Here is a 25,440-nt window from a genome sequence, read left to right as displayed (position 1 = left end):
GTTATGATAAGGGGCTCACGCTCTACCCACCGTGTGACCCCTCCGCTGCTACTTCAGCCTTTCCCTATGGGGCATGGGCAGGAGGTCCGGTTGAGGAAGAGGTCAATGTATGATTTCCTCTGACTGCTGTAAGGCGTTGAGCAGGCGCGAAGTTACCGTTGGGGAACACTTAAGCTTAACTTGCTCCACATCACTGACCATTCCTCTCTCAGCCCACTGAACTGCTACCTCTGTCGCTACATCAGCAACACCCTACATGTCTAACTACGAACCTGAACTCAACGACATTTTGTTGGATGGCCCCGCCGATCTCCTCGAGGCTGCCGAAGAAGCAGAGGTGGATCTGGCCGATGGCGAGTTTCTGGAAGAGGAGCCAACCCGCCGCTCCACCGATCTGGTGCGCCTCTATTTACAGGAGATTGGTCGTGTTCCTCTTTTGGGGCGCGATGAAGAGGTGGCCCTGGCCCAAAAAGTCCAAGACTACATGAAGCTCTTGGATTTGCGTCTGCGTTTGCAGAAAGAGTTGGGACGGGATCCCACTCTTGCGGAATGGGTGGCTAAGGCCAACCAGTACCCCGAGTGGGCGCAACTGACCCCTGAAAAGCTGCAGCAGGTTCAGCGAATTGGCAAGCGTGCCAAAGAGCACATGATCAAGGCCAACCTGCGCCTGGTGGTGTCGGTGGCGAAAAAGTACCAAAACCGCGGCTTGGAGCTGTTGGATCTGATCCAAGAGGGTACGCTGGGCCTAGAGCGGGCGGTGGAAAAGTTCGACCCAAAAAAGGGCTACCGCTTCAGCACCTACGCCTACTGGTGGATCCGGCAGGGCATTACCCGCGCCATTGCCACCCAAAGCCGCACCATCCGCCTGCCCGTTCACATCACCGAGAAGCTGAACAAGATCAAAAAAGCGCAGCGCAAGCTCTCCCAGGAAAAGGGCCGCACCCCCACCATCGAAGACATCGCCTCCGAGTTGGAGATGACCCCGCCTCAAGTACGCGAGCTGTTGGTACGGGTGCCCCGCTCGGTTTCTCTGGAAACCAAGGTGGGCAAAGACAAAGACACCGAACTGGGAGATCTGCTGGAAACCGACGACATTTCCCCAGAAGAGACCATGATGCGGGAAGCCCTGCACCGGGATCTGCAGCAGTTGCTCTCGGATCTGACCAGCCGCGAGCGGGATGTGATCCGCATGCGTTTCGGCTTGGGGGATGGGCGCACCTATTCGCTGGCGGAAATCGGTCGCGCCTTGGATCTGTCGCGGGAACGGGTGCGGCAAATTGAGGCCAAAGCTCTGCAGAAGCTGCGTCAGCCGAAGCGACGCAACCGGGTGCGGGATTACCTGGAAGCCATCAGCTAGTTCCGGCTTGCCCACTGGCTCCCCCGGCGTCCTACCCGTTTCCGCAGTCGGGCTGCTGCCCACTCCACTTCTGGGATCCGCAGGTAGAGAGCTCCGGCGGCGAACAAGCTTAGACCTAAACCCGCGGCCAGCCCGGCCCAAATGATGGCGGTGAGCAGGGGAGACCCCACAATCTCGTAGGAGCGCAGTTGGGTCCACAGCCAATGGCTCAGTCCCCCGGCCAGGACGGTGCTCCCCAGCAATGGCAGTAGGGCTTGTCCCATCTCCCGCCAAGGGATCCCCGGCAGGCGCTGGTGGAGGCGGATCCCCAGTCCGATCACGGCTATCAGGTTGACGCCGGCGGTGGCCAGGGCAATGCCCGGCGCTCCAAAAGCCTGCAAAAATAGAAAGTCCAGTAGGGCATTCAGGCCAATGGCCATGCTGCTGATGCGCAGAGGCGTAGCCCCATCCTCCAGGGCATAGAAGATCCGCACCAGCACATCCCGCAGCAGGTAACCGGTCATCCCCAGACCATAGGCCATGAGCAGGGCTGCCACCTCTTGTGTCACCTCCGGCGTAAAGCGCCCCCGCTGGTAGGCCACTTGGACAATGGGCTCGGCCAAAGCCACCAACAGCATCGACAGGGGCAGGGTCACAATTGCCGTAAGCATCAGCCCTTGGCGGATACGCTGGCGCAGCTCCGGCCAACGGGATCCATCCCCTGCCAACTGGGCATAGAGAGGCATCAAGGGCACCAGCACCATGTTGGAGAGGATCCCCAGCGGCGTTTGTACCAGAAGCTGGGCATATCCCAAGTTGCCGATGGTGCGATCCCCAGGTACGAAAGAGGCAAAAAACAGATCCACATAAACATTGATGTGGATCATCCCGGAGGAGATCACCGCCGGCAACATCAGCAAGCCCACCGCCCGTACCTGCGGGGATCCCCACTCAAAGCGCAGGCGCGGTCGCCCCAGCCCTAACCGCATCTGGAGCGGAACTTGGGCCAACCATTGGGCAATGGCCCCGATGAGCACGCCCCAGGCCAGCAAAGTTGGGATCCCCGTCCATCCCAGCGTGACCAGGATCCCGATCACCGCCAAGCTGGAGATCAGCGGGCTAAGGGCAGGCAAGGCGTAGTGTTCGGCAGCATTCAGCGCTCCAAAGCCGATGCCAATCCACCCCGAGAGCAAGGCCAAAGGGGCCATGATCCGCAGTTGCGCAGCGGCCAGAGCATGGACTTCGGGGCTGGCTCCCGGCGCATTCAGGCGCACCACCCAGTCCGCTCCCCACCAAAGGCCCAAGCTGACCAGCAGGAGCAGGCAGCCTACCAAGGTGGAAATGGATTCCAGCCAGGCAGCCGCATCCTCCCTGTCCCGATCCCGCTGCTTTTTGAGGACACTGACGATGGCGCTGTGAAAAGGGCCGTTGATCCCTCCCAGCAGAATCAACAGAAAACCGGGCAGGATGTAGGCTACCCCGAAGGCGCTGTACTCCGGCCCCGAGCCATACACTGCTGCAATCAAAGCTTGGCGAATAAAGCCTATGCCCTTACTGAGCAAGGTCGCCCCGGCCACCAAGCCCGCCACCGACATCAACGAACGGGATGGCCCTGCTGAAGGAGATCCCCCAGGGATCTCTTCCTGAGTGGCAGACTCCTCCATTACCTTGTGTCCTGCACCCCAACCACTGCCTCAACAACAAAGTAAACTACCCGACTCCGACCGCTAAAGCGGTACGGAGCGGGCTTTCAGTAGCCCTGAGCCTGCTCTGCTCTACCAGAGAACAAAACAGGCCCGAACCTCTAGGCCGGTTTACGGCAGCCCCCAAGAGCGCAATTACGTTTGCACCATTCAAATCCGCATCCCCTTCCCATCCACAGTGCCCACACTTGAACGACTTACCACTGCGGTAGGATTGCGCAGGATCGGGATGGATGTGTAAACACTTGTGACAGGTCTGCGAGGTGTAAGCAGGCGGCACAAGAACCAGAGAAACCCCTGCAACCCTCGCCTTGTATTCCAGAAATTGACGTAGTTGGTAAAACGCCCAACTGTTGGTCCTACGCCGTTCGGCCTTGTTGCGCGGCTGTTGATTGACCCTTTCCCGGATCCCTGTCAGGTCTTCCAGAGCGATAGCACTGTTTGTGGCTTTTGCCCTGGAGACAATAGCTTTGGAGATGCGATGATTGACCCACACTTGAAAGCGTCTCTCCTTGCCAGACAGCCGTTGCAGCAGTTGACGGCATCTGCGCCGCGAACTGCGTGTGCCCTTACTGGCTTTGCGTTGGAGTACCGCCCTCAACCGGGAGTAGCGCTCTCGGACTCTGCTCAACTGCTGTCCATTCCAGTGATCTCCTTCCGATGTATGAGCAATATCCGTCCTGCCCAAATCCACCCCGATCACCTTGTCGGTATCTTGTTGCTTGGGTGGTTTTTTCTCTACGCAAATCTGGATGTAGTAGGAGCCATCTTTCCGCTGGACTAGGGTGGCCGATTTGGGGTTAGAGCCAGCCAGCATCCCACGCTGGTAGTTGCCAATGACCAGTTCAAAGCGTTCTCTCCCTTCCACCGTGGTCAGCGACACCGTCCAGTCTTTTTGACGGAACGAAAAGATGCGAGCGTCGTAGGTCGCAAAGCCTCTCTTGAACGCTTTGACCGGACGGTTTTTCTGTCGGGCAACTTTACGGGCACCGGCCAGCCGTCTGCAGACCTGCTGAGCCAAGTTACTGGACAAGCCAAACCGGGCTCGAATCTCGTAGTAGCAAAGGGATTGGAGTTTGACTGCGTTGACTACTTTTTCTGGTGTGTTTTGGTTGACCCAGTTCAATGCCTGTACAAAAGCATCCATCGTCGCGTCCAATTTGGCGGCTTGCGACGGGGACACCTTGAGCTTACAGGATATGGTCAGGACTTGGCTCATAAGTTCATTGTACTTCATCAAAGCGCATTCCTCCCGGCACTGACTCTACGGGTACAGTGCGGGGCTCCTGCGATTTCTAGCTGAGGCAGTGCTACAGCCACGGAGCCCAACCGTGGTGCCGAGCGGACAGATTCTGACGGCTTTGAATCGCTGCAGAGGGATGCACAAACTCATGGGCAATGCCTTGATAGGTCAGTTGCAAAGGACTCTGTCCCGCTAATGTGAACAGCAAGAGCCCAGAAGCACCACCGCTCACAGCAGCTCGTCGATCAGCCGGAGCACCTGCTGCAGCTCAGCACCGGGGATCCTTTGATGTTGTTCCAGGTTGATCTCCACCAACTGTTTGAGGGCAAGAAGCTTAAGGTTGGCCTCCACCGCCGCCACCGCAATGGCCTGTGCTGCCGGCAAATAGCCACTGGCCCCCAAATCCAAAAGGGCAGCCCGCCGCAGATGGATGTTGTGGTGATTCAACACCGACAGCAGAGGCTGGGCAAAGGCCGGATCCCCGGTGAGACGATAGCAGGCCCGTGCCGCCGCACATTGCAAACGGATGGAAGTGTGCTCTAGGTAGGGACAGATTGGCTCCAGAGCAGCGGTCACTTGCAGTTGTCCAAGAGCCTCGACAATGGCTTCTAGGGCGGCTTGGGCTTCTGTTTGCAGTCCTCGCTCCACACGGCGCAGCCCTTCCAGCAAAGCGGATCCCAGCTTTTCCACTTCGTCGGGATCCCTATGGAGGTTGTTGGCAAGGGCAATCTCAACCAGCGCCTGGGCAGCCGCTGCCACCACTTGGCCATCAGAGCAAGACAAAGCCGCCTTCAGGGGAGGGATCCCGGCGAGGGATCCCAGTTTACCCAAAGCACGAGCAGCATTGCGCCGCAGCGGATATCCCCCTTGAGCGGTGCGATCCGTTTCATCGGCCAGGGCCTCGATCAGGGCCGGGATCCCTTCGACGATGCGCATGCGCCCCAGCCACCAAGCGGCATAGTAGCGTTCCCCCGGATCCCCGTGGCGCAGCTTGGCGATTTGTCCAGCCGGGGTGAGATCCACCGACGGATTGGGATCCAGAGGAACAGCAGTGGTCATGGAATCGACAACGGAGAAGACACCGAGAAGGGATTAAGCGCTGCGGACACTGACGATCTTGGCGCCCGATTTGAGCAACCGCTGCATTGTCGCCGACAGTTGATCGGCAGAGACGAAAATCTGCTGGTTGGATTTGCGCACTCGGCTGGAAGTGGCCAGGGCCGAAGGCGGATTCAGCAGCCGGGTCACTTCCACACAGAACATGCGATCCGACTGGCCCGTTGGCGGCCCCAGGTGTTTGGAAATGGGGCTGGGCGGCAGCAGCCCCCGCACCCCAATGCGGCGAATGGCCGGGGTAAACCCGGTGGCCAAAGGCATCATCAGACGGGGTCTGGGCCCTTGGGAGCGGTCGTTGTTGGCGTAGCCCCCGTAGAGGGCGAAGAGATTGGTAAAGTCGCGGGTGGAATGGGCCTTGCGGTATTCAAACCCACGCGGGTAGGGGACGATGTTGTCTCCAAAAGCTTCTAGGTATTCTGGGCTGTCGATGTAGGAATCGATCTCCGCGCTGTGGCCGCCAGATTGGTAGATGTCCAAATGGCGGGCGATGTCTTTGGGGCTGGTGGGAGCGCGTCCCAGCAGATGCTTGAAATTGAGCTCGATGGCCCGGGTTTGCGAGTTGGGGTAGAAAAACCGCTTTTTGTAGGCTTCGGACTTGGCGATCCATCGCACAAACTCCCGCACCGTCAGGCTGCCCTGGCGCAGCAGCGATTCCGCACTGGCTAGCTCCTTCCTATCGGCCCCAAACAAATGGTCGTTGCCCAGCACCTGACGGTAGATGGCCCGCAGCACCGCATTGAGCTGATCCTGGCTGGCGTTGGGGCGCAACTCCAGTGGGGTGGTCTCCGTAATGCCCCGGATCCCCATCCGGCTTGCCGCTGTAATTGCACTCATGCTAATTCCCCCGATTGAACTGAATGGACACAGATTGAGAACAAGCTTGCGTTTAGGGTCATTTCGATTCAAGCTAGGACATTGCACCCACACCTAAAGTGTTGGTTGCGTCGTCGCGTCGGCGTTGCGGAGCAATAATGCAGGGGGCCAAAAGGCTTTTCAAGGACTCCGTCCCGCTGGCGCGATCAATAGCCCAGGCGTCTCACCCTAGCCTGAAACGACTGTAGAAATCGAAAACTAAAATTAGAAATCAAAAATCGGCAGCCCCAAGCTGCAGAAGAGCAACAGTGGCGCCTTCCTATTGGGGAGACTGATCCGCAAACCCACGTGGTCAAACGTATCTCTCCGCAACGTAGCAGGCTCACCACCGTTGCCCTCAACAACCTTCCCTCGCCATCCCCCCTGGTTTATGGGATGAGCCAACTGGCTAGCCGGCGTCGCCCTTTTAGAGGGATCCCAAGCCAAGGGTTTAGCTGAGCGCGTTGATGGCGTAGTCGATGTAGGTGTTGGCTTCGGTGGCCGCTTGCCCGGTCAGGCCGTGGTTGGCTTTGATGTAGCGCAGGGCTTCGATGAACCAACTGGGGGAGAGCTCAAAAGCGGCGTTGATTTCGCGGATCCCGGCCAACTGATACTCGTCCAGAGGACCGGTGCCACCGGCTACCAAGCAGTAGGTGATGTAGCGCAGGTAGTGGCGCACGTCGCGGGCGCACTTGTCTTTGCCGGCTTGGGTGTGGCACTGCCCACCGGGTTGGGTGGTGTAGGGGAACTTGGCGTAAACCGCTTCGGTGGCACCGCGCACCAGCTCGTCGGCACGGCTGCTCAGAACTCGAGCGGCTTCCATGCTGGCGGCAGCCCGCTGAAAACGGCCATTGATGGCCTGCAATTCGCTGTTGCTCAGGTAGCGCCCTTGGCTATCGGCAGTGGCGATGGCGTCAACAATTGGGGTTTGCATGATTCAAAACGCTCCTTTACTTAACTCAAGCTCAATGCAAAGAACAAGGCCAAAGCTGCAAAGTCTCAACTGCAAAATCGCTGCAAAAAAAGTTGCTTTTCTAGGGATCCCCTGCTAGCCTGAGTTGCCTCAGATTTGAGAGAGGGTCTTCACAACTGGATCCGGACACAACAGAAACTTCAGTCCACAAGGGATCAAACCACAGCGGCAGCAGCGCGATCGAAGTAGGATTCGATTTCGGCAATCAGAGCGCTGCAGTCCCCCGGGGTGATGCCGTTGGGGTCGTTTACCACCGCCACCGCAGCCTTTTTCATCTTTTGGATGCCGTTGGCCACCGAGCTGCCGGGGGTGCCCAAGGCTTGATAGGTTTCCCGCAGGCCGTTCAGGCAGCGCTCGTTCAGCACACTGGCATCTCCGGCTGCCACGGCGTAGGTGATGTAGCGGAGAATAATGTCCATGTCCCGCATACAGGCAGCCACATTGCGGCTGGGGTAGGCAGGCCCACCGGGAGCGTTCAAATTGGGCTCCTCGGCAAACAACTGACGGATGGCATCGGTCACGATCTTGGAGGCATTGCTGGTGAGGCGGTTCACAGCATCCAAACGCTTGTTCCCCTCAGCAATTACCTGCTGGAGAGCGGCAAACTCGTTCTCTCCCAAAAAAGCGCCTTTGGAGTCAGCTTGGGCAACAACTTTGCCAAATACATCGTTCATGGTTTTGAATCTCCCTAGCGAAAGTAAAAGAGGTTATGAATCCACATTCCCTGCAGCGGACAAGAGAGCACCTGCCGGCCAGGAATGCAACACCGCTTGGATCCCCAGTGCCGAGAGGTGCTGTTTAACTCACAGAACCGCCGACGGGATCAAAGCCGATAGAACCAAGATGAGCAAGCGAAGCTCGCCCCCAGAGCCAGGCCTTCATCCAAGGGATCGGACTTGGGCTAAGGAGCCTCAGCCGCTGCTGGCAACCTCAACTGGGCAGACGAGGAGAAGCTGGCTCGCCTTGTTTCCAGTCTTTTTCTACCGCGAAGGCAAGAAGCGATGAAATCAAAAAATGTAAATCGGCTTTACCTCGCGCAAAAGGTCTTAGATCGGTTTCCAACCTGCTTCCCATCTCGGATCCCAGGCTGTTCTCCCTGTCCTTCGCGGGAGTAGTTTTTTACAAAAGAGAATGTTTCTTTGCCTAGCTTTACAACATGAACAAAGATGTCAGCCCCGATCGCGGCTTTGCAGCTTGCAAGGGATCCATTTTCAGTATCGGAGCGAACATTCTCATAAAGGATACATAATTTAACACTTGCTGCAATCCTCGGTCGGGCCTGAGGTTGGGGCAAAATCTGAGAAGGTTCCCCTGGCTCTCCGGAGATTTTCGGTACATACCTCTACAGAATTCTCGATGCCCGCTTATGTCTATTGAGTCGGATCGCACTCCTTCCCCAGAGCTGCTGCAGATGGCGCGTTGGCTGGCAGGAGACTTCAGCAACCAAGAGCAAGCCTGGGAAAATCCACCGTTTTTCGCCCAGATCCGGGTGGCCTATCGCCCCTTGCCGGCCCACGTTTTGGGCGGGATCGGCTTTTATGTGGAGCAAGCCTACAGCGGCCATTTGGAGGATCCCTATCGGCAGGCGGTGGTGGAGTTGACTCAGGCAAGCGCTGGGATCGTGATTCGCAACTATCGCCCTTTGGAGCCGCAGCGGTGGCGGGGCTGTGCTCGGGAGAGGGCAGACCAACTGAGTCAACTGAGGGCTGCCGATCTGGCCTATCTAGAGGGGTGTGATGTGCAGGTGAAGAGGCAGGGATCCCTCTTTGTCGGCGTGACGGAGCCGGGGTGCCGGTGTTGCGTGGTGCGCAACGGCCAAACCACTTATCTGCAGACCACCTTGCACCTGAGCGAGAGCGAGTTTTGCAGCCATGACCGAGGGATGGATCCCATCACCCACCGACAGGTTTGGGGGGCCCTGGCGGGCGCTTTTCGCTTCCAAAAGGTAGTCGATTGGCAGGCAGAGCTGCTGCTGTAGGCTTCGGCCCATCCAGCCCCACAACTCCACAGTTGACAGCGCTATTGCGCACTCTCCCTCAGTCGGCCTTGTGTACACTGTCTTTGGCCGGGATCCAATATTGCCGCGCGATGCTTCCGGGTTCGAGCATGCTGGCAATGGGAATGTTCTTTGCCGCTTGCAGACAGGATACGCTCCTTATCGGCTTAGTGTGGGTGTTCAATGCAGGCGAGGTCGGGCCCAAAGGATGAGCCACGGTCTGGGTGGGCTTGGCACAGCCTTTGGGGAATGGTGATCGCCCTGGTTGGGATCTTGACCTTGCTGCTGCTCGGTGCCGGCTGTTCTGGCCAGGGGGAATCTGCAGCTTCCCCCCCTGCGTTGATCCCTCTCCCACCTCAACCGGGAACCGAGTCGATTCCCATGCCGGTGCGTACCCTGGGCAACAGCCGCTTCAAGCTCCTGGGCCTGACAGTGGGGGTGGCCGGGAGCGGAGCTGAGGTGTTACTGGATACCGGCTCGGCAGGTTTGCGCATCATAGCGACAGCAGCAGGTCGCTTTGGCCTGGAGCGGACGGGGATCCCTTCCACCGTGACGTTTGGAGATGGCACGCAATTTATCGGCGTGTTGGCCCGCGCCCCCTTCAGCATAGGCGGGATCCCCAGTCGAGAGCCGGTAACGATTCAGTTGATCGACCGGATCACCTGTGTGGACGCCCTGGTGGCCAGTTGTTCAGAGAACTTGTTTGGAGAAGGGCGGCCCTTCGCCGGGATCCTAGGCACGTCCTTGGATGAGCGCAGCCCCGACCGCGAGCTGTTTAGTCCGCTCACCCGCCTTCCGGGCAATTTCCGCTCTGGGTACATTATTCAAACGGGGGGCTTCAACTCCACCCAGGGCCTGTTCACGGTTGGCCTAACGGCTGCCAACACCGTCGGCTTCAATTTCCGGCAGTTTCCCCAGGTGGGAAGCTTTCCCGACGGCACCCCCATCTGGCGGGATGAGGCTTTACAAGTGGCCTACAGCATCAGCAACACTTCTATTCAAAATGCTCTCAGCCCCACCGTTTTTGACAGTGGTTCTTCCGACATTTTTCTCAATGTCAGGCTGTTGGGGGCAGCTCCTTTCTCCACCTCGACCTTGCCCCCCGGCGCTGAATGGCGAGCTGTGCTGGAGGGGGCTTTTGACTACCGCATTCGGGTTGGCTTTCCCATTACGCCCAGTCGAGATCGGATTTTCGTCAACGGCAACCAGGGGGTGCAACTGTTGGGCATGCCGCTGTTTTTCAATATCGACGTTGCCTTCGATGTTGAGGGCGGGCGGATCGGCTTTCGCGTGCGTTGAGACAAAGTTGTTTTGAACCATCCCAAACGTTAACGTTGGGTTCAATTGCGGAGAAAAACTTGCCATGTTCGGTCGAGCCTTGAAAACCGGGAACAGCACGCTGCACAGATGGCCTTGGGTTTGGGGGCTACTGCTGCTCTGTTGGCTAGGGCTGAGCGGGCCGGCTTGGTCGATCAGCTTGGGGGATCCCTTGCCCGAATGGGCACAGCCCATGCCGGTGGGGCGACAGCGCTTGCGGGGGGTGGAGCAATACCGAGGTCAAGAGCAGATCCGCGCCTATGGAAACGAAGCGGGACGGGTGTTTTGGATTCAAATCAACAGCAGCGCTGACTTGCCCCCGGATTACCGAGACTATTTGGGCGAATACCAACAATTTCTGGTAGAAGCTGTAGAAGTGGTGCCCTTGCGAGCCCGACGGCTGCGCTTCCGCCAGGGAAATCGCAGCGCCGAGTGGCAGGTGGTGGGCATGAGCGGTCGGTTTCAGGCGGAGGCGATCAGCAGAGATTTGGCTCCGCCAGGGTTGTTTGGAGATCCCTCGTGAAGAGCAGGAGAATTAGAGCTTATCCTAGAGATCCTAGAGAGAAACTTGAAACTAGAGTCTGCCAATGAATTTACTCCAGAAGAAAGTTGAGGTTACTCTTAATCGCTTCTTCGTCAAGGAGCTAACTCAAGAAGAGCTCACCTTCTATGAGTATAGTTGCAGGCCAAACCCTCTTCCAGATCTAGGAGAGGAGCAGAGGGCTCTCTCCAAGATTTGTAATCAGCTAGGTGTAATGGCTGTTCGTCTGGGAAATCGCATCATAACCCGAGAAAAAGTTCCGGCCAGTAAACTCAAAACAGAGGAATGGGAGTTGGAAGAGCTTGGTTCTAAGGCTCTAGATTGTACAGACCCTACAGAGAGACAGGCTCTAGAAACTTTCGAGCGCAAGAAACTAGATTGGAGTCTAAGATCTAAGTACAAAAGAACAGAGATTGAGCGATCAACAGGAGGAGGATTGATCTGGTGGGTTACGGGTCTGGAAGGAGTAGAACGGATTAAGGACTCGGAAGGAGTAAAACCACTTTGCGGAGATGGGTGGGAGGTTCACAGAGGAAGAGAGCTAGACGTTGTTATTAGACAAGATAAGAAGCTCTATCTAGAGATCGACATCCGATACCATTTCTACAGCCCATGGACGCTGCATGAGTGGCTGGAAAATTACCCAGATGTCTCAATTGAAATTGTACGAAACACATACAGGACAAAAAATAATAAATACCCAACTTGGGAGTATCGAGGCATTATTTCCAATCAGTCGCCAAGGGAAGTATGGTTAGCGGAGCTAAACACTAGCTTAGCGGATTATCATGTACAGAAGTACGGAGCAACTCCAGAAGAAGTTGATGGCTCTCTGGTGGTTCAAGTGGTCTCGAGAGAACGCAATTTCAGACAAAAGGCAGAGCCTATCCTTCATCTATCGCGGAGACTGTCGCCTGTTTTAACTTTGGAGATGCTAGCAAGTATAGAAGATCAAAGATGGACTGGCAAAAAAGTTAGCTCCTTGGTTAGCGAGCACATCAGAAAAAGTTTAGAAGAGAGATTGAAAGAGTCTAAAGAGACCGCAAAAACTATTATAGAAAATGTCTACAATATTTCTGACTTTCAGGCTGATCCCCTAAAAGCAGAAGGATACATTATGCCAAGGCCAAGGCTATTGGGGTTTGGTCATAGACAAGTCCAAAACCTCGCGAGAGTTAGGTACCAAGGATGTGCAAGAGTTGGCGAGACAAAGTTTGGACTTCTAAATCTTGACGATAATAAACGTGAGTATCCTACTGAGGTTCGCAAGTGCCTACTTGAAGTAGCTAAAAAGAGCGGAGCAAGAGTTGAAATAGACTTTTACGCAACCCGTCAAGATTTGCCTGAAGGCGACCTTGCTCAACAGAGGTTTTGGCAAAGCTGGGCCGACAAAGGGATCAAAACCGTTCTGGTTGTCATGCCCTTGTCGCCTAATGAGCACAAGCAAAAGATCCGCTTGCAAGCACTTCGAGCAGGAATAGCAACTCAGTTTATGATTCCTGGAGCTGACCCCTACAAAGCTCTAAATGTCGTACTAGGACTTCTGTGTAAAGCTGCGTGGCAACCCGTGTTGCTTGAACCCCTCGATCATCCTGAGTGCTCCGAGCTTACCATTGGTTTTGATGTGGGGACGAATCGAGAGCTTTACTACGGAACCTCTGCCTTCGCGGTACTGGCCAATGGTCAAAGCTTAGGCTGGGAGTTGCCTGATATACAAAGAGGAGAAACTTTTTCCGGCGAGGCAATTTATCAAACCGTGTCCAAGCTCGTCAATAGATTCTACAACAAATTTCATCGATACCCTAGAAAGGTTCTTTTGATGAGGGATGGCTTAGTTCAAAGAGGCGAATTTGATAAAACAATTGAGGAACTAAGAAAAGAAAAGATTGCTGTGGATATTGTTGGAGTGCGCAAAAGTGGCACAGTCAGAATGGGAAGAGAGGAAAAAGGAAGCTATAGAGACGCTGCAATGGGCACTGTCATTTTTGACCATGAACGAAGGTCATTTATGCTCGTAACAAGCCAGCCCATTAAGAAGTCCTCGGTGCCAATTGGCAGCGCAAGACCGCTGCGAGTTGTCCATGAACACGGCAACACTCCTTTGGAAGTTCTGGCTATACAAACTTACCATCTCTCCCAGCTTCATCCCGCCAGTGGTTTTCAAGCCTGTAGGCTTCCTTGGGTATTGCACTTTGCCGACAAAAGCAGTAAAGAGTTCCAGCGCATTGGCAACAGCATTTTTAGTGTGCTGCAGAACATAAACCGAGAGAAGTTGATTGCCGTCTAGCCAAGGGAGGGGATCCCCACCTGCCGGCCTTGCTAGGATTGGGGGGGTGGTTGGTGTTGCGGCTATGGAGATGAATGAGGTCTGGAAGACCTTTCTGAGCAATCCTGTTCCGTTCTGTGGCGGTTTTCTCAGCGGCCTGCTGCGTTTGGATGTGAAGCAAGATCCGCTGCGCAGTTGGCTGGAGTCCCAGGGGCTGAGGGTGGAGGAGCCCCCGCCTTCCGGTCGCTCCGACGGCCCCCAATCCATTTCCATTGAATAGGCGTACTCAATCGGCGGGCAGAGAGTAGGGATCCCTTCCGAACGCTTTCTCTCAGGTGTGGGAAGCGCTCTGATCCGGGCACAAGCAGCGACAAGAAGGGCAGCAAGAGCGGTGTTGCGAGGTGAGCTGATGTTCCCTGAACCCTCCCAATTTAGGAAGCGGCAGGGATCCCTTCGAGGCTGGGGCTATCTCGGCGGGGTGGTGTTCCTGGCAACGGGACTGGTCGGTCTGCCGTCAGGGGATCCAGCCGTGGCCCAATCGGCTCCCTCTTCTCTTGCCAGCCCTAAGCAGGATCCCCAAGCTTGGCTGGAGCGCTACAACGCCGCTCTAGAGCAATTGCCCCCTTTGCCCAACTTGCAATATCGCCAGCAGGTGCGGGTGGAGGGATCCCAAACCTTCACAGCCACGTTGGATGTGCTCTACCGCCGCGACGGCAGTTGGCAGGCTTGGGTAGCCGAAGGGGATCGCATCCGCCTCTTGGATTCGCGCCAATTGGAAGTGGTGAACCAGTCGGATCTGCTGCAGCTGTACTCGGTGTATGTGAGCCGACCGGAAGCCCTCTTGCCCTCGGTGAGCTTTTACTTGAAGGCGGATCCCAGCCGCTACCGCGTCCTCTCCTCAGAACGGGTGGATTTGGCTGGATCCCCTGTCCAGCACTTGCGCCTAGAGCCCATTCAGGAAGGCCAGTTGCGGGAGCTGTGGCTGGATCCGCAGTCGGGGCTGCCGCGGCAGGTGTTGCTGTTTTTGTCGGGGGTGTGGGGGCAGGCCTATGTCCTGATGGGGTTTACGGCGGTGCCAGCTCCCGAGGGAGGGGAGCGCTACTGGCTGCCGGAGAGCACCCGCATCAATTTGGGCTATGGCTTTTGGACCCTGGAGGGCCTGAACCGCCGCGTGTTCAGGGGATCCCTGTCCATCCAGCATGACTACCAGGACTACCGCATTTTGCCAGAAGGGACGCAGTTGCGCTTTTTGCCTTCGCAGCCCCCTGTAGATGCCCCGCCGGTGGTAGCCGGCCTGCCGGGGAGCGCTCCTCAAGCGGAGTTGGGAGATGTGCGGGCCTTGGGAGTGGATGAGCAGGGCAACCAGCAGTTCAGCATTGGCCTGGGCCGGCGCTCCAGCCCGGACAATTCCTTGGAAGACCGAATCGTTGCTTTCAACCTAACCCGACCCACCAGCCGCAACGCCCTGACCCAAATCGATACTTTAGCTTTTTTGCCTCTGGGGAATGGCCAGTTGCCCATCTATCTCTTCCAATTCGACACCGGTCGCCCCCTCTCGCCCCTGCAGGGGGTAGAGCGCCCGCAGGTGGATCCCAACGAGGTCTTCGCTCCTAAGCCGCCAGCCATCAAACTCTTTGGAGATTAGCTCCCCAATGCTGATAGATGCTGCCTATGGGGTGATCCCCATCCTGCCCCACCCACCCGCCCAGGAAGCTCCCAGACTGGGCTCTTCTCATTTGTATCTGCTCATCCAGCACCAGAAGGGGCATTGGGCTTTCCCAAAAGGGCACAAGGATAGCTCCGAAAGCGACCTGGAGGCGGCGCAGCGAGAATTGCGAGAGGAAACCGGCTTGACCGACTACCAGCTTCTGACCCTGCCCGGCCAGTCTGACCCTTTGACGCTGCAGGAAGCCTACACCTTTACGGATCCAGAGGGGAACCGAGTGGCCAAAACCGTTACCTACTACGTGGCCTTGCTGCCACCCCAATTTCCTCCCCCTGAGCTACAGGTGCAACCAGAGGAGGTGGCCGCCTACCGCTGGTGCTCCTACCCCGAAGCCTTGGAGCAGATCAGTTTTGAAGAGAGTCGGCAACTGCTGCGCCGCTGCCAAGCCCACCTGGAGCAGCTTTGGAAATTGGAGAAGACCTAAGTTCCGTATTTTTACGGAAGAGGTTTATCGGGGTTACCTTTATACTGTCCTGCGGGCTTTCCGTGGGAAGTTCCCGAGTAAGAAAGCCAGCAGACAATCTGAGGGCTAGCCTTCACCTTTAGAGATTGGCTGATGAGCAATAGTCATCGATCTCCCCAGGAGGAGAGTTTTTCTGAATACGGATTGAACGCTGAAACTGCCTTTGAGTTCGTGCAGCCTTGGCCGTCTTGTTGGGCTTGGCTCATCTAAAAGATCTCGTCTGGGTCAGGGCTGGGCTTGAACTGTATTCTGGAAAGCATTTTTTCACCGGCTTGTGGGGTAGCTAAGACTTCAGTCGTGTCATCAACCTCAGCGCAGGAAATTGTCCGAGCACGTCCTCTCGACCCATGAACCGTCCCCCCGTCTGTACAGAAGTCTCGGCCCATCTGCTGAACGCAGAGGTCAGCTTCACAGGAGTTGTTCGGTATTTCAGTGCCTTGGACAAAGGGGAGGGGCTGGGCACTTGGTCATTGGTGTTTCACCAAGGTCGCCTGGGGTTTGCTCACCACAGCTTGGAGCCCTTGGAGCGCTTGGATCGCCACCTGCGTCGGCTCAGCCATCAAGTCTTTTCTCTGACTCGCCAAAATTGCCTACGCATCCATCGGCAGGTGGAGGCGCTATTGGCTCAGGAGACTGGGCCTCTACCTGCAGACCTTCTGGGGCTGAGTTGGATGGTAACGGAGCAACTGCTGCCTTGGGAAGCTGCGCGCAGGTTGAATGCTTGGATCGGCGAGGAGGTGCTGCAAAATCTGTTGCTGGTTCCAGGGGGCTTTCAGCAGGAGATCATCCCACTGGACAACGTGCCCACCCTGGGCCAGTGGGATGGGGGATCCCTGCTCGACCTGATCCAAAAGCGGCTACGGGCATGGCAATCTTTGGGGCCTGAGATCACCTCCCCCTACCAACGGCCCTACTTTGCCAGCCGGGCCCAGGCAGAACGCCTTCCCGCCGAGCAACAGGAACGGCTAGGCCGGTTACTGAAGGGGTTTAGCTTCCGCCAGTTGAGCGCCCTTCTCGATCAAGACGACCTCCAGATCGCTCGCCGCCTACATCCTCTGGTCAAAGCCGGTATCCTTGTCCTGCGGGATCCCCAGCCCCCCTTTGATCGGCTGCCCAAAACCTACTCGGCCAAGCTTGAGACAGAATCACAGCCCTCAGAAACTCCCACCGTCCCTCTTCACCTGGCCAACGGGCTTGCAGATCTAGGCCCATCTCCCCAAGCCTCGAAAACCTGGATTGTGGCCTGTATTGACGACAGCGAAGCCATGCTCAGCGAGTTGCAGCGGTTGTTGGAAGGGCACAACCTGGTCATTCACACCATCAGCGACTCTTTGAAAGCCCTGATGAAGCTGACCACCCTCAAGCCAGATTTGATCCTGCTGGACGTGGGTATGCCCAACGTGGATGGCTACCAATTGTGCAACCTCATCCGCAAATCCTCCGTGTTAAAGGATGTGCCGGTGGTGATGGTCACAGGCCACAAAGGTCTGATCGATCGGGTGAAGGCGCGCCTGGCCGGTGCCACCGATTACCTGACCAAGCCCTTTCGGCAGGAAGAATTGCTGCAGATGGTGTTTCGCTATCTCAGCTAGGGATCCCTCTAAAGGTTCGTCGAAAAAGAGATAAGGAGATGTCGATCATGGTGAAAGTTCTTGTGGTGGAAGATGTGGCCTCGGAGCGACAGCTCATCAGCGATTACCTCCGCTCAGAAGGCTATCAGGTGGTAGCGGTGGCCAACGCCCAAGAGGCATTGCAGCAGATCCGCAACGACAAACCCGATGTGGTGCTGACGGACTTGGTCATGGAAGGCATGAGCGGGCTGGAATTGTGCCGCCAAATCAAGAAAAACCCGGAAACCCAAAAGTTGCCCGTTGTGGCCTGTACTTCTAAAAATCAAGAGCTGGACAAACTCTGGGGCATGAAGCAAGGGATCGATCTTTATCTGACCAAGCCTTTTACCCGCGAAGACATTTTGCGGGCCGTGAAATCAGTAGTGCTCAGCCCGAGCTCATGATTTTTGCCACTCCTGTCCTTGCTGAGCTGCGCCTCCAGTTAGGATCCCTGTGATTATCACGAATTGTTCTTAGGAGATGTCTTAGAATTGGCAGAGCGAGAACGGCAATGGCGGTAGCTTTCTCCCCACACAGCCCTACTTCTACCCGTACCGGCGAGCTGTACTTACATCTACAGTTGGGGGTAGACTGTCGGGCCCTTTTGCCCATGGCATTTGCCCAGGAAGCTCTAATTGTTGGCCCGCACCACTTTACCCCTCTCCCCAACCAGCCCGCATGGGTGCTGGGCTTGTTCAACTATCGCAATCGCATTCTCTGGGGACTGGATCTGCCGCAATTTCTCGGCCTAGAGCCCTTGGACTTTGGGCAGCCCGAACACCACTTGGTGGTGATGCGCCCAGAATTTGGGGGCTCTGCATCGCCAGTGCGAACAGGCTTGGGCCTGGCAACCCAACACGTGAAAGGAGTAGCTCGAGTGCCCGCCGAGGAGATCCAACCCTTAACAAAAGCCCAGGCAGCACAAAACAACTTTCGACTGGAGAACTTCTACGACTCTTGCAAAGGGCTGGTGTTGGAAGGGGATGAGCCTCTCTGGGTGCTCGACCCTCTTGCCATTGTCCAAAAGCTCAACTCAGTTGATTCCTCGGCAAACCCTTGATCTTGGCGACCTTTTCCCCGACTTACCCTCACTTAAAGGCAAAATTCTATGGTTTCCTTCCGTCCCCTCTTTCTCAGGCCTGCTCCATCTTCCCGGCCCCAACGCAAAGTCGCGGGATCCCGCCTGGCCCTGGCAATCAGTTTTCCTCTGGGCATCAGCTCCCTGCTGTTTGCCGTCTCTGCCGGCAGCGTAGCCCGCACCTATTTCGAGTTCAAGCCGGCGATCTCGCGGCAGTTCACCCTGCAAAACCTGAGCGATCAGGTGATCTATTTGGATGAAGTCTTGACCATGTCTGCCCGCATGGCCGCTGCCAGCGGGGATCTGTCCTGGGAAGAGCGCTACAACATCCATGTCCCTCAGTTGGATGAGGTGCTGGCGGAGATTCAGCAATTGGATCCCGCCTCTTACGAAGCCTATGCAGCCAAAACCACAGCAGCCAACATCAAGCTGGTGGAGTGGGAAGTGCAGGCTTTTGATCTGATTCGGGCCGGCGAGCAGGAACGGGCTTTCAACTTGCTGCACAGCCCTGAGTACGAAGAGCAAAAGCGCATCTACGCCGAAGGGATCAACCAAACCCTGGAGGCCATTCGCAGCAACATTCAGGCCAGCGTCCAGCTTTACGAGCAAGATCTGCTGCAGGCTTTGATCTTTTCCGGCATCAGCTTCCCGATTCTGCTGCTGAGCTGGGGGATCATTTTGATCCTGGTGCGCAACTTTGTGCGGGAACGCAACGCCACCTACGAGCGACAAGTTTCCGACACCCGACTGGCCCAGCGGTTTGCCGATATTGCCCGGATTCGCCAAGAGCAAGAGCTGATCGATCCCCTAACTGACTTGTTGGGCGAGATGCGCCAGCGCTTCGGTGCCGAACGAGTGGCCTTCTATCGCTTGACCGCTCCCGAAGAGGCGCAGGTTATCGCTGAATCTCACGACAGCCGCCTGCCCGACACCTTGGGCACCCTCCTCCGCAGGATCCCGGCTCCGATCCAGCAGGCTCTCCACGGCGGGCAAGTTTACGCTTTTGGCCCGGTGCCTAGGCCAGATCTGGGCGCCGACTACCTGCAGAGGCTGGCCACAGCCCAACTGAAAGCCGAGATGATAGCGCCGGTGGTGCGTGGCGATGAGCTTTACGGTTTTTTGGCAATAGGCCGCGCCCAAAGCCAGAGCTGGTCTGACGAAGAACAGAAAACCTTGGCAGAGCTGGCCAACCGCCTGGGTCAAGCTTTGGGTAACCTGGGGGCGCTGGAGCAAAAAGCCGTGGCCGCCCAGGAACGGGAGCGGTCGGAAGCGCTGCAAAGAGAGCTGCTGCAGCTTATCAGCGAGGTCACAGAAGCCTCGCGGGGGGATCTCACGGTGCGGGCGCAGCTAACAGCCGGACAAGTTGGCATCATGGCGGACTTTTTCAACGTCATTATCGAGAGCTTGCGCGACATCGTGATTCAAGTGCAGCAGGCCGCCGGTCAAGTCAACCAATCCATTGGTCGTGACGAGGCAGCCATTCGCGAGTTGGCCGAAGCCGCTCTCCGACAGGCCACCCAAATCGAAGAGACCTTGCGCTCTGTCGAGCAAATGACGCTCTCAATCGAGGAGGTAGCCGATAAAGCCCAACAGGCCGCCACCGTTGCCGAATCTGCCGCCGCCACGGCCATCAACAGCAGCTTGACTATGGATCGCACAGTGCAAAACATCCTGCAACTGCGGGAAACGGTGGCCGAAACGGCCAAGAAGGTGAAGCGGCTGGGGGAATCTTCCCAGCAGATTTCCAAGGTGGTGTCCTTGATCAACCAGATTGCGCTGAAAACCAACCTCTTGGCGGTGAACGCCAGTATCGAGGCAGCCCGTGCCGGCGAAGAAGGGCGAGGTTTTGCGGTGGTCGCCGAGGAAGTCGGGGCACTGGCGGCCCAGTCGGCAGAAGCCACCCGCGAGATCGAGCGCATTGTGGAAGGGATCCAACGGGAAACCGGCGAGGTGGTACAGGCGATGGAAACCAGCACCGGCCAGGTGGTGGAGGGAACCCGCTTGGTGGAAGCAGCCAAGCAGAGCCTGGGACAAATTGTGGAAGTCTCGCGGCAGGTGAACCAGCTCTTTCAGGCCATTGCCCGCTCCACCGATGCCCAGGCAGATGCATCTCAAACGGTGCGCCAGTTGATGCAGCAAATCGCCAACATTGCCGCCCAGACGGCGGCAGCCTCGCAGCAGGTGGCCAACTCTCTCCAGGCTACGGTGGCGGTTGCCCGTCAGTTGCAGACTTCTGTGTCCACCTTCAAGGTGGGGGAGGCGGTTTAGCATGGGGCCGAATCCCACTTCCCTCGACCCACGCGAGTGGCAGGTTAGGCTGCAGTTTTTGGACGAAGCCCAGGCTTACCTCGACACCCTGGAGGCAGGGGTGTTGGGCCTGGGATCCCAGAGTTTGGATCGCCCCCGTTTGGATCGCTTGCTGCGGGCTGCTCATTCCATCAAGGGCGGGGCGGCCATGATGGGCTTTCCGGTGCTTAGCGACTTGGCCCATCGCCTGGAAGATGGTTTCAAGATCTTGCAGGTGGATCCCCAAAAAGCCGACCCCGCAGTGGAGCGCAACCTCTTGGCGGCGTTGGATTGCATGCGCCAAATAGCCCAGCAGCACCGCCAGCAGCGGCTTTTGGACGAATCTTGGCTGGCAGAGCGGGTGCAGCCTCTTTTCGATCAATTGCGAGAGCAGTTGGGAGAGTTGCAGCCTGAGGACAACGTCCAAGTCCTGGCAGCAGAGGCCGGGGGCGATATGCGGGTGCTGCTGTTTGCAACCGAGGTGGAGGCCTGTCTGCAGCGGTTGGAAGGTGTGCTGGCCCACCCCGAGCAGCCCTGTTTGCGGGAGGAGTTTCTCATTGCTGCCCAAGAGCTGGGGGCGCTGGGGGAAATGTTGGATCTGCCTGCCTTTGCCACCCTGTGCGGCTCAGTAGTCCAAGCTCTGGAGACGCTGCCGCCAAATGCCAAGGAGCAGGTGTTGCCCGTTGCTCAGGCGGCTTTACAAGCTTGGCGACGCTCGCAGGCCCTGGTGCTGGTCGGTCAGGTCGCTCTTCTCCCCAGCTCCTGGGATCCGGCAGAGCCTCCAGTTTCCCCCCCGCCAGAAGCCCCTCCCCCTGCAATGGCAGGAGCCACCGAGCTGCCGGATTCGATTCCAGCCGGGGCCAAAAGCGCTGCCGAGATGCTACGGGTGCCGGCTCGCCCTCTGGAACAGTTGGGGGAGCTGTTGGGAGAGCTCATAGGGGAGCGCAACCGCTTAAACAGTCGCCTGCAACGGCTGCGGGAGCTGGTCAGCTTGTTCAAACGGCGGGTTCGCACTCTAGAAGAAACCAACAGCCGCCTGCGCAGCAGCTACGACCGCGTCGCTGCCACCGTGCCTGCTTCCGTGCTCTTGAAAAAAGAAGGGGATCCCGGCCTGACCTTGGCCGATACCTTTGACCTCTTGGAGATGGATCGCTATGGAGAGATGCACCTGCTGACCCAAGAGGTGATGGAAACCGTTGTGCAAATTGATGAGGTAACCCACGATATCGACACCACCCTGCAGGAGACCGAAGGCAGCGCCCGCCAGCTCAGCCGCCTCTCCAGGCAAATGCAAACCCGTCTCGACCAGGTGCGCATGCAGCCTCTATCGGATTTGACGGATCGCTTCCCCAGAGCGCTGCGGGAGCTGAGCTTAGCCCATGGCAAGCCCGTGGAGCTGCGGGTCTTGGGGGGATCCACCCTAATCGAGCGCTCGATTTTGGAGGCCTTGGCGGATCCCTTGTTGCACTTGGTGCGCAACGCCTTTGACCACGGCATCGAGGCTCCAGACACCCGCCTGGCCCAGGGCAAGCCGGCCAAGGGCCTCATCGAAATTGCCGCCAGCCAACGGGGCAACCGCACTCTGATCACGGTGCGAGACGATGGGGCAGGGATCTGTCTGGATAAAATCCGGGCCCGCGCCTTGCAGATAGGGTTTTCCGCTGCCGACCTGGCTGAGGCCAGCTCCCAGGAGCTGCTGGAGTTGATCTTCCAGCCGGGCTTCAGCACCGCCGAGCGAGTCAGCGAGCTATCTGGACGGGGAGTGGGTCTAGACGTGGTACGCACCAACCTGCAACGAATTGGCGGCCAGGTGCAGGTGGAATCTTGGCCGGGACGGGGCACGCTGTTTACCCTCACTCTGCCCGTTTCTTTGAGCGTCACCCGCGTGCTGCTGACAGAATGCCAGGGGTTGATGTTGGCTTTTCCGGCCAACGCAGTGGAAGAATTGCTTATCCCCCCGCAGTTGCCTGCCGATTCCTTTCTCTGGGAAGGGGAGCAGATCCCTTTAATTCCTGTGGGCCACTGGTTTCGCTTCGCGCGCTGGCAGCCTCGCCGGGAAATTGACGAGACCCCCCTTCTCGACCGACCTGTGGTGCTGCTGGTGGTAGAAGACAACCGGCCCTATGGCCTGTTGGTGGATCGCTTTTGGCGGGAGCAAGAGGTAACTCTGCGCCCGGTGGAGGGAGGTCTGCCTCTGCCGTCGGGATTCTCCGGCTGTACGGTTTTGGCCGATGGGCGAATCGCTCTTTTCGTGGATCCGCCTGCCCTCTTGAGCTGGCTGCTCGCCCAGCGGGATCAGCCCTGTCAGTCGGCAAGGGATCCCCTTCCCCAGCCCAGGTTTGCCGCCCAGCCCACCCTGCTGGTGGTGGAAGATTCGGTCAACGTGCGCCGCTTCTTGGCCATGACCCTAGAAAGAGCAGGGTTCCGGGTTGAACAGGCTCGCGACGGACAAGAGGCCCTCGAGCACTTGCAGAGAGGAATTCCCATCCGAGCGGTGATTACCGACATTGAAATGCCGCGGCTGGATGGCTTTGGCTTGCTGGCCCAGATTCGTGCCCACCCCCTGTATGACCAGCTTCCCGTGGTCATGCTCACCTCCCGCAGTGGCGAGAAACACCGCCAACTGGCCCAGCGGCTGGGAGCCAGCGCCTACCTCTCCAAGCCCTTCCAGGAACAGGAGCTGATCCAAAAGCTGCGGCAACTGCTGCAACCAGCCTCTTCGGCACCTTCCACCGGCGTTTTGATGGCGAGGTAGTCCATGCCCCTGCTTTCCCCTCTGCGCCTGCGTCGTCTGGCTCGGCAAGAACAACTGAGAAACCGGCAGACCTTGATTACTTTCCAACTGGGCTCCTACTGCTTCGGCCTCCCTGTTGATCGGGCGCGGCGAGTTTTTAGCTGGGCAGAGTTTCAGCTTGCTCAGGAGGGCGGCCCCCAGCTTTTGGATACCGGTCGTTTGTTGCTGGGCCGAGGGATCCCTTTTCAACCGGAAGGGGTTATTCTGTTGCAGCCAGGCAGTTCTGAGGACGGATTGTCCGACCAGATCGACAACCCAGAAACAGGGGCTCTGCCCATTCCCACTCAGCCCCTCCTGCGCCGTCTGCCCTCTTCCCAGTTGCAGCCTCTCCCCAGCCGCTATGCAGCTCAGGCCCGCCAACGGGGTATTGTGCAGTGGATCCCGCCAGTTGAAGGCCAGCTCCCCCTGTTGGTGTTCGACCCTCATCTCTGGCCTGCCTGTTCTTGAGAAGGGAGAGGGGGCAGTTGCAGTTCTGGATTCTCCACGCGGGTTAGCTCCCAGCGAAAGGGCTCCCCACCCCGTCGCTGCCAATTCAATTGGAAGGGTTGCTCCAAGGCGTTCACCTGATCCCGCGTCAGGTTGGCCAAGGGGCCGCCGGAGCCCTCGATAACAAACCAGAGGGTGGCCCGTCCTTGGCGACTGGGATCCCCTAGGTCGAGCTGCACCTGCAGCGCTTGGGGTTGGAGGCGCAAGCGAAAAAATTGCCCGAAGATCTCGCGGCTGTAGGCCAGCGCCCGCTGCTTATCCAGGCCCCAACCATCGCTATAGGCCTCAGAGACCAGCATCTCCACCTGATCCCAGTTGCGCTGCTCCACCGCCCGCAGCAATCTCTCCGTGTGGACGCGGATTTGTCGCTCAGGCCGCCCGTAGTGCCAAAAGGCTCCCACCCCGATAGCCAAGACGACGGATCCCACCACCCCCCAGCGCAGCCAGGGGGGAAGGGGTGAAGGGGGAGAAGAGACAGAAGCAGACAAGGGATCCCTCTTGGGCAGTAGGGGGATTGCTCCCTCTAGCCTACGGGATCTACATGTGAGAAGATCAAAGTCCCATCCCCAAATCTGTGCAGCCTTTGCCAGGCACAGCACGCCCCCGAAGTTTAGCCAACCGGTCATGACCAAGTCCACCGACCGCCTGCTGCTGGAGTTTGAGCAGCCTGTTGCCGCCCTGGAGCAACGAATTCAAGAAATTCGGGCCTTGGCAGAAGAAAACGACATCGATGCTTCTGAGCAGATTCGCCAATTGGAAGCCAAAGCCGAAGAGCTGCGCCGCGAGATCTTCAGCCAGCTCACGCCGGTAGAACGGCTCCAGGTGGCCCGTCACCCCCGCCGCCCCACCACCCTGGATTACGTACAGACCATCTGTGACGACTGGTTTGAGCTGCACGGGGATCGCCACGGCCAGGACGATCCAGCCATTGTGGGCGGGTTGGCCAAGCTGGGGGATCAGCCGGTGATGATCCTAGGCCACCAAAAGGGTCGCGACACCAAAGACAACATCCACCGCAACTTTGGGATGCCCAATCCCGCCGGCTACCGCAAAGCCCTGCGGCTAATGGAACATGCCCACCGCTTCGGCCTGCCCCTGCTCACCTTCATCGATACGCCGGGGGCTTACCCAGGCGTCAAGGCGGAAGCTGAGGGCCAAGGAGAGGCCATTGCCACCAACCTGCAGACCCTTTTCCGGCTGGAGATCCCCATCATCTGCACCGTCATCGGCGAAGGGGGATCCGGCGGAGCCTTGGCCATTGGGGTGGGCAACCGCATCCTGATGTTCGAGCACGCCGTCTACTCCGTGATCTCGCCGGAAGGCTGCGCGGCTATTCTCTGGAAGGATGCCAAGAAGGCTCCCCAAGCGGCGGCAGCCCTGCGCATTACCGCCCAAGACCTGCTGCAACTGGAGGTGATCGACGAGATCCTGCCAGAGCCGGTTGGCGGCGCCCACCGCGCGCCCTTGGAAGCTGCTCAAACCCTCAAAGAGGCTCTTCTCAGGCATCTCAAGGAACTTTCTAGCCTGAGCGGGCGAGAATTGCGCGAGGAGCGCTACCAAAAGTTTCGCCGCATGGGAGCGTTTCTGGAGCTTTCTGAATAGACTTATGCATCCCTGATTTATAGTCGTTTCAGATTAGGGTGAGACACCTGGG

The 25,440-nt window shown here is 57.8% G+C and carries 22 protein-coding genes; 15 read left to right on the top strand and 7 right to left on the bottom strand.

Annotation, left to right across the window (positions count from 1 at the left end; all coding sequences use genetic code 11):
- Nucleotides 1-256 precede the first annotated feature (256 nt).
- Complete coding sequence (gene sigC / locus ACVWXE_RS06870) at nt 257-1,357, top strand: RNA polymerase sigma factor SigC (protein ID WP_457383927.1); 1,101 nt, start codon at nt 257-259, stop codon at nt 1,355-1,357.
- Here the strand turns inward: sigC and murJ are convergent.
- The 6 genes from murJ to ACVWXE_RS06840 all read right to left on the bottom strand — a co-directional run bounded on the left by murJ (nt 1,354) and on the right by ACVWXE_RS06840 (nt 7,897).
- Nucleotides 1,354-3,000, bottom strand: coding sequence for a murein biosynthesis integral membrane protein MurJ (murJ, locus tag ACVWXE_RS06865; RefSeq protein WP_414406809.1), 1,647 nt, complete (start codon nt 2,998-3,000; stop codon nt 1,354-1,356). The two genes, sigC and murJ, sit on opposite strands and share 4 nt — an antisense overlap.
- Before the next feature lie 46 nt (nt 3,001-3,046).
- Nucleotides 3,047-4,258, bottom strand: coding sequence for an RNA-guided endonuclease InsQ/TnpB family protein (locus tag ACVWXE_RS06860; RefSeq protein ID WP_457489906.1), 1,212 nt, complete (start codon nt 4,256-4,258; stop codon nt 3,047-3,049).
- A 252-nt stretch (nt 4,259-4,510) separates the two neighbouring features.
- Nucleotides 4,511-5,341 (bottom strand): HEAT repeat domain-containing protein, encoded by an 831-nt coding sequence (locus tag ACVWXE_RS06855; RefSeq protein ID WP_457443603.1) that lies wholly within the window; start codon nt 5,339-5,341, stop codon nt 4,511-4,513.
- 33 nt (nt 5,342-5,374) lie between these two features.
- Nucleotides 5,375-6,232 (bottom strand): phycobilisome rod-core linker polypeptide, encoded by an 858-nt coding sequence (locus tag ACVWXE_RS06850; RefSeq protein ID WP_414332161.1) that lies wholly within the window; start codon nt 6,230-6,232, stop codon nt 5,375-5,377.
- Between the two features lie 469 nt (nt 6,233-6,701).
- On the bottom strand, nt 6,702-7,184 hold the full coding sequence (locus ACVWXE_RS06845; RefSeq protein ID WP_011434281.1) for a globin family protein: 483 nt from the start codon (nt 7,182-7,184) through the stop codon (nt 6,702-6,704).
- Between the two features lie 194 nt (nt 7,185-7,378).
- A complete protein-coding gene (locus tag ACVWXE_RS06840; RefSeq protein ID WP_457393815.1) occupies nt 7,379-7,897 on the bottom strand; it encodes a phycocyanin subunit beta in 519 nt (172 codons plus the stop codon).
- Nucleotides 7,898-8,589: 692 nt separating this feature from the next.
- Here ACVWXE_RS06840 and ACVWXE_RS06835 point away from each other — a divergent pair.
- The 13 genes from ACVWXE_RS06835 (at nt 8,590) to ACVWXE_RS06775 (ending at nt 23,747) form a co-directional block, all read left to right on the top strand.
- Nucleotides 8,590-9,201, top strand: a complete 612-nt coding sequence (locus ACVWXE_RS06835; protein WP_457489902.1) for a CpcT/CpeT family chromophore lyase — start codon at nt 8,590-8,592, stop codon at nt 9,199-9,201.
- Between the two features lie 267 nt (nt 9,202-9,468).
- Nucleotides 9,469-10,518 carry a hypothetical protein gene (locus ACVWXE_RS06830; protein ID WP_457489901.1) on the top strand — a complete coding sequence of 350 codons (1,050 nt, stop codon included), beginning with the start codon at nt 9,469-9,471 and terminating at the stop codon, nt 10,516-10,518.
- A gap of 64 nt (nt 10,519-10,582) precedes the next feature.
- A complete protein-coding gene (locus ACVWXE_RS06825) occupies nt 10,583-11,059 on the top strand; it encodes a hypothetical protein (RefSeq protein WP_099812939.1) in 477 nt (158 codons plus the stop codon).
- 232 nt (nt 11,060-11,291) lie between these two features.
- A complete protein-coding gene (locus ACVWXE_RS06820; protein WP_414521777.1) occupies nt 11,292-13,364 on the top strand; it encodes an argonaute PAZ domain-containing protein in 2,073 nt (690 codons plus the stop codon).
- Between the two features lie 70 nt (nt 13,365-13,434).
- The gene (locus ACVWXE_RS06815; protein WP_414374286.1) at nt 13,435-13,623 is read left to right on the top strand and encodes a hypothetical protein; all 189 of its coding nucleotides are present in this window, start codon (nt 13,435-13,437) and stop codon (nt 13,621-13,623) included.
- A gap of 129 nt (nt 13,624-13,752) precedes the next feature.
- Nucleotides 13,753-14,988, top strand: a complete 1,236-nt coding sequence (locus ACVWXE_RS06810; protein WP_457489900.1) for a hypothetical protein — start codon at nt 13,753-13,755, stop codon at nt 14,986-14,988.
- 7 nt (nt 14,989-14,995) lie between these two features.
- Nucleotides 14,996-15,493, top strand: a complete 498-nt coding sequence (locus ACVWXE_RS06805; RefSeq protein ID WP_414329981.1) for a bis(5'-nucleosyl)-tetraphosphatase — start codon at nt 14,996-14,998, stop codon at nt 15,491-15,493.
- Between the two features lie 386 nt (nt 15,494-15,879).
- A complete protein-coding gene (locus ACVWXE_RS06800; RefSeq protein WP_457489899.1) occupies nt 15,880-17,124 on the top strand; it encodes a response regulator in 1,245 nt (414 codons plus the stop codon).
- Between the two features lie 47 nt (nt 17,125-17,171).
- The gene (locus tag ACVWXE_RS06795) at nt 17,172-17,546 is read left to right on the top strand and encodes a response regulator (protein ID WP_011434291.1); all 375 of its coding nucleotides are present in this window, start codon (nt 17,172-17,174) and stop codon (nt 17,544-17,546) included.
- Nucleotides 17,547-17,653: 107 nt separating this feature from the next.
- Nucleotides 17,654-18,202, top strand: a complete 549-nt coding sequence (locus ACVWXE_RS06790; protein WP_011434292.1) for a chemotaxis protein CheW — start codon at nt 17,654-17,656, stop codon at nt 18,200-18,202.
- Between the two features lie 48 nt (nt 18,203-18,250).
- On the top strand, nt 18,251-20,488 hold the full coding sequence (locus ACVWXE_RS06785; protein ID WP_414329978.1) for a methyl-accepting chemotaxis protein: 2,238 nt from the start codon (nt 18,251-18,253) through the stop codon (nt 20,486-20,488).
- A 1-nt stretch (nt 20,489) separates the two neighbouring features.
- Nucleotides 20,490-23,261, top strand: coding sequence for a hybrid sensor histidine kinase/response regulator (locus tag ACVWXE_RS06780; RefSeq protein ID WP_011434294.1), 2,772 nt, complete (start codon nt 20,490-20,492; stop codon nt 23,259-23,261).
- A gap of 3 nt (nt 23,262-23,264) precedes the next feature.
- A complete protein-coding gene (locus tag ACVWXE_RS06775) occupies nt 23,265-23,747 on the top strand; it encodes a hypothetical protein (RefSeq protein ID WP_011434295.1) in 483 nt (160 codons plus the stop codon).
- Here the strand turns inward: ACVWXE_RS06775 and ACVWXE_RS06770 are convergent.
- The gene (locus ACVWXE_RS06770) at nt 23,723-24,274 is read right to left on the bottom strand and encodes a hypothetical protein (RefSeq protein ID WP_041436853.1); all 552 of its coding nucleotides are present in this window, start codon (nt 24,272-24,274) and stop codon (nt 23,723-23,725) included. The genes ACVWXE_RS06775 and ACVWXE_RS06770 overlap by 25 nt on opposite strands.
- A gap of 136 nt (nt 24,275-24,410) precedes the next feature.
- On the opposite strand from ACVWXE_RS06770, the gene ACVWXE_RS06765 reads away from it, so the two are divergent.
- The gene (locus ACVWXE_RS06765; RefSeq protein ID WP_414399575.1) at nt 24,411-25,388 is read left to right on the top strand and encodes an acetyl-CoA carboxylase carboxyltransferase subunit alpha; all 978 of its coding nucleotides are present in this window, start codon (nt 24,411-24,413) and stop codon (nt 25,386-25,388) included.
- The last annotated feature ends 52 nt before the right edge of the window (nt 25,389-25,440 follow it).

It is taken from the genome of Thermostichus sp. MS-CIW-41 (assembly GCF_054058915.1).
This window is presented reverse-complemented; position numbering and strand designations above follow the sequence as displayed.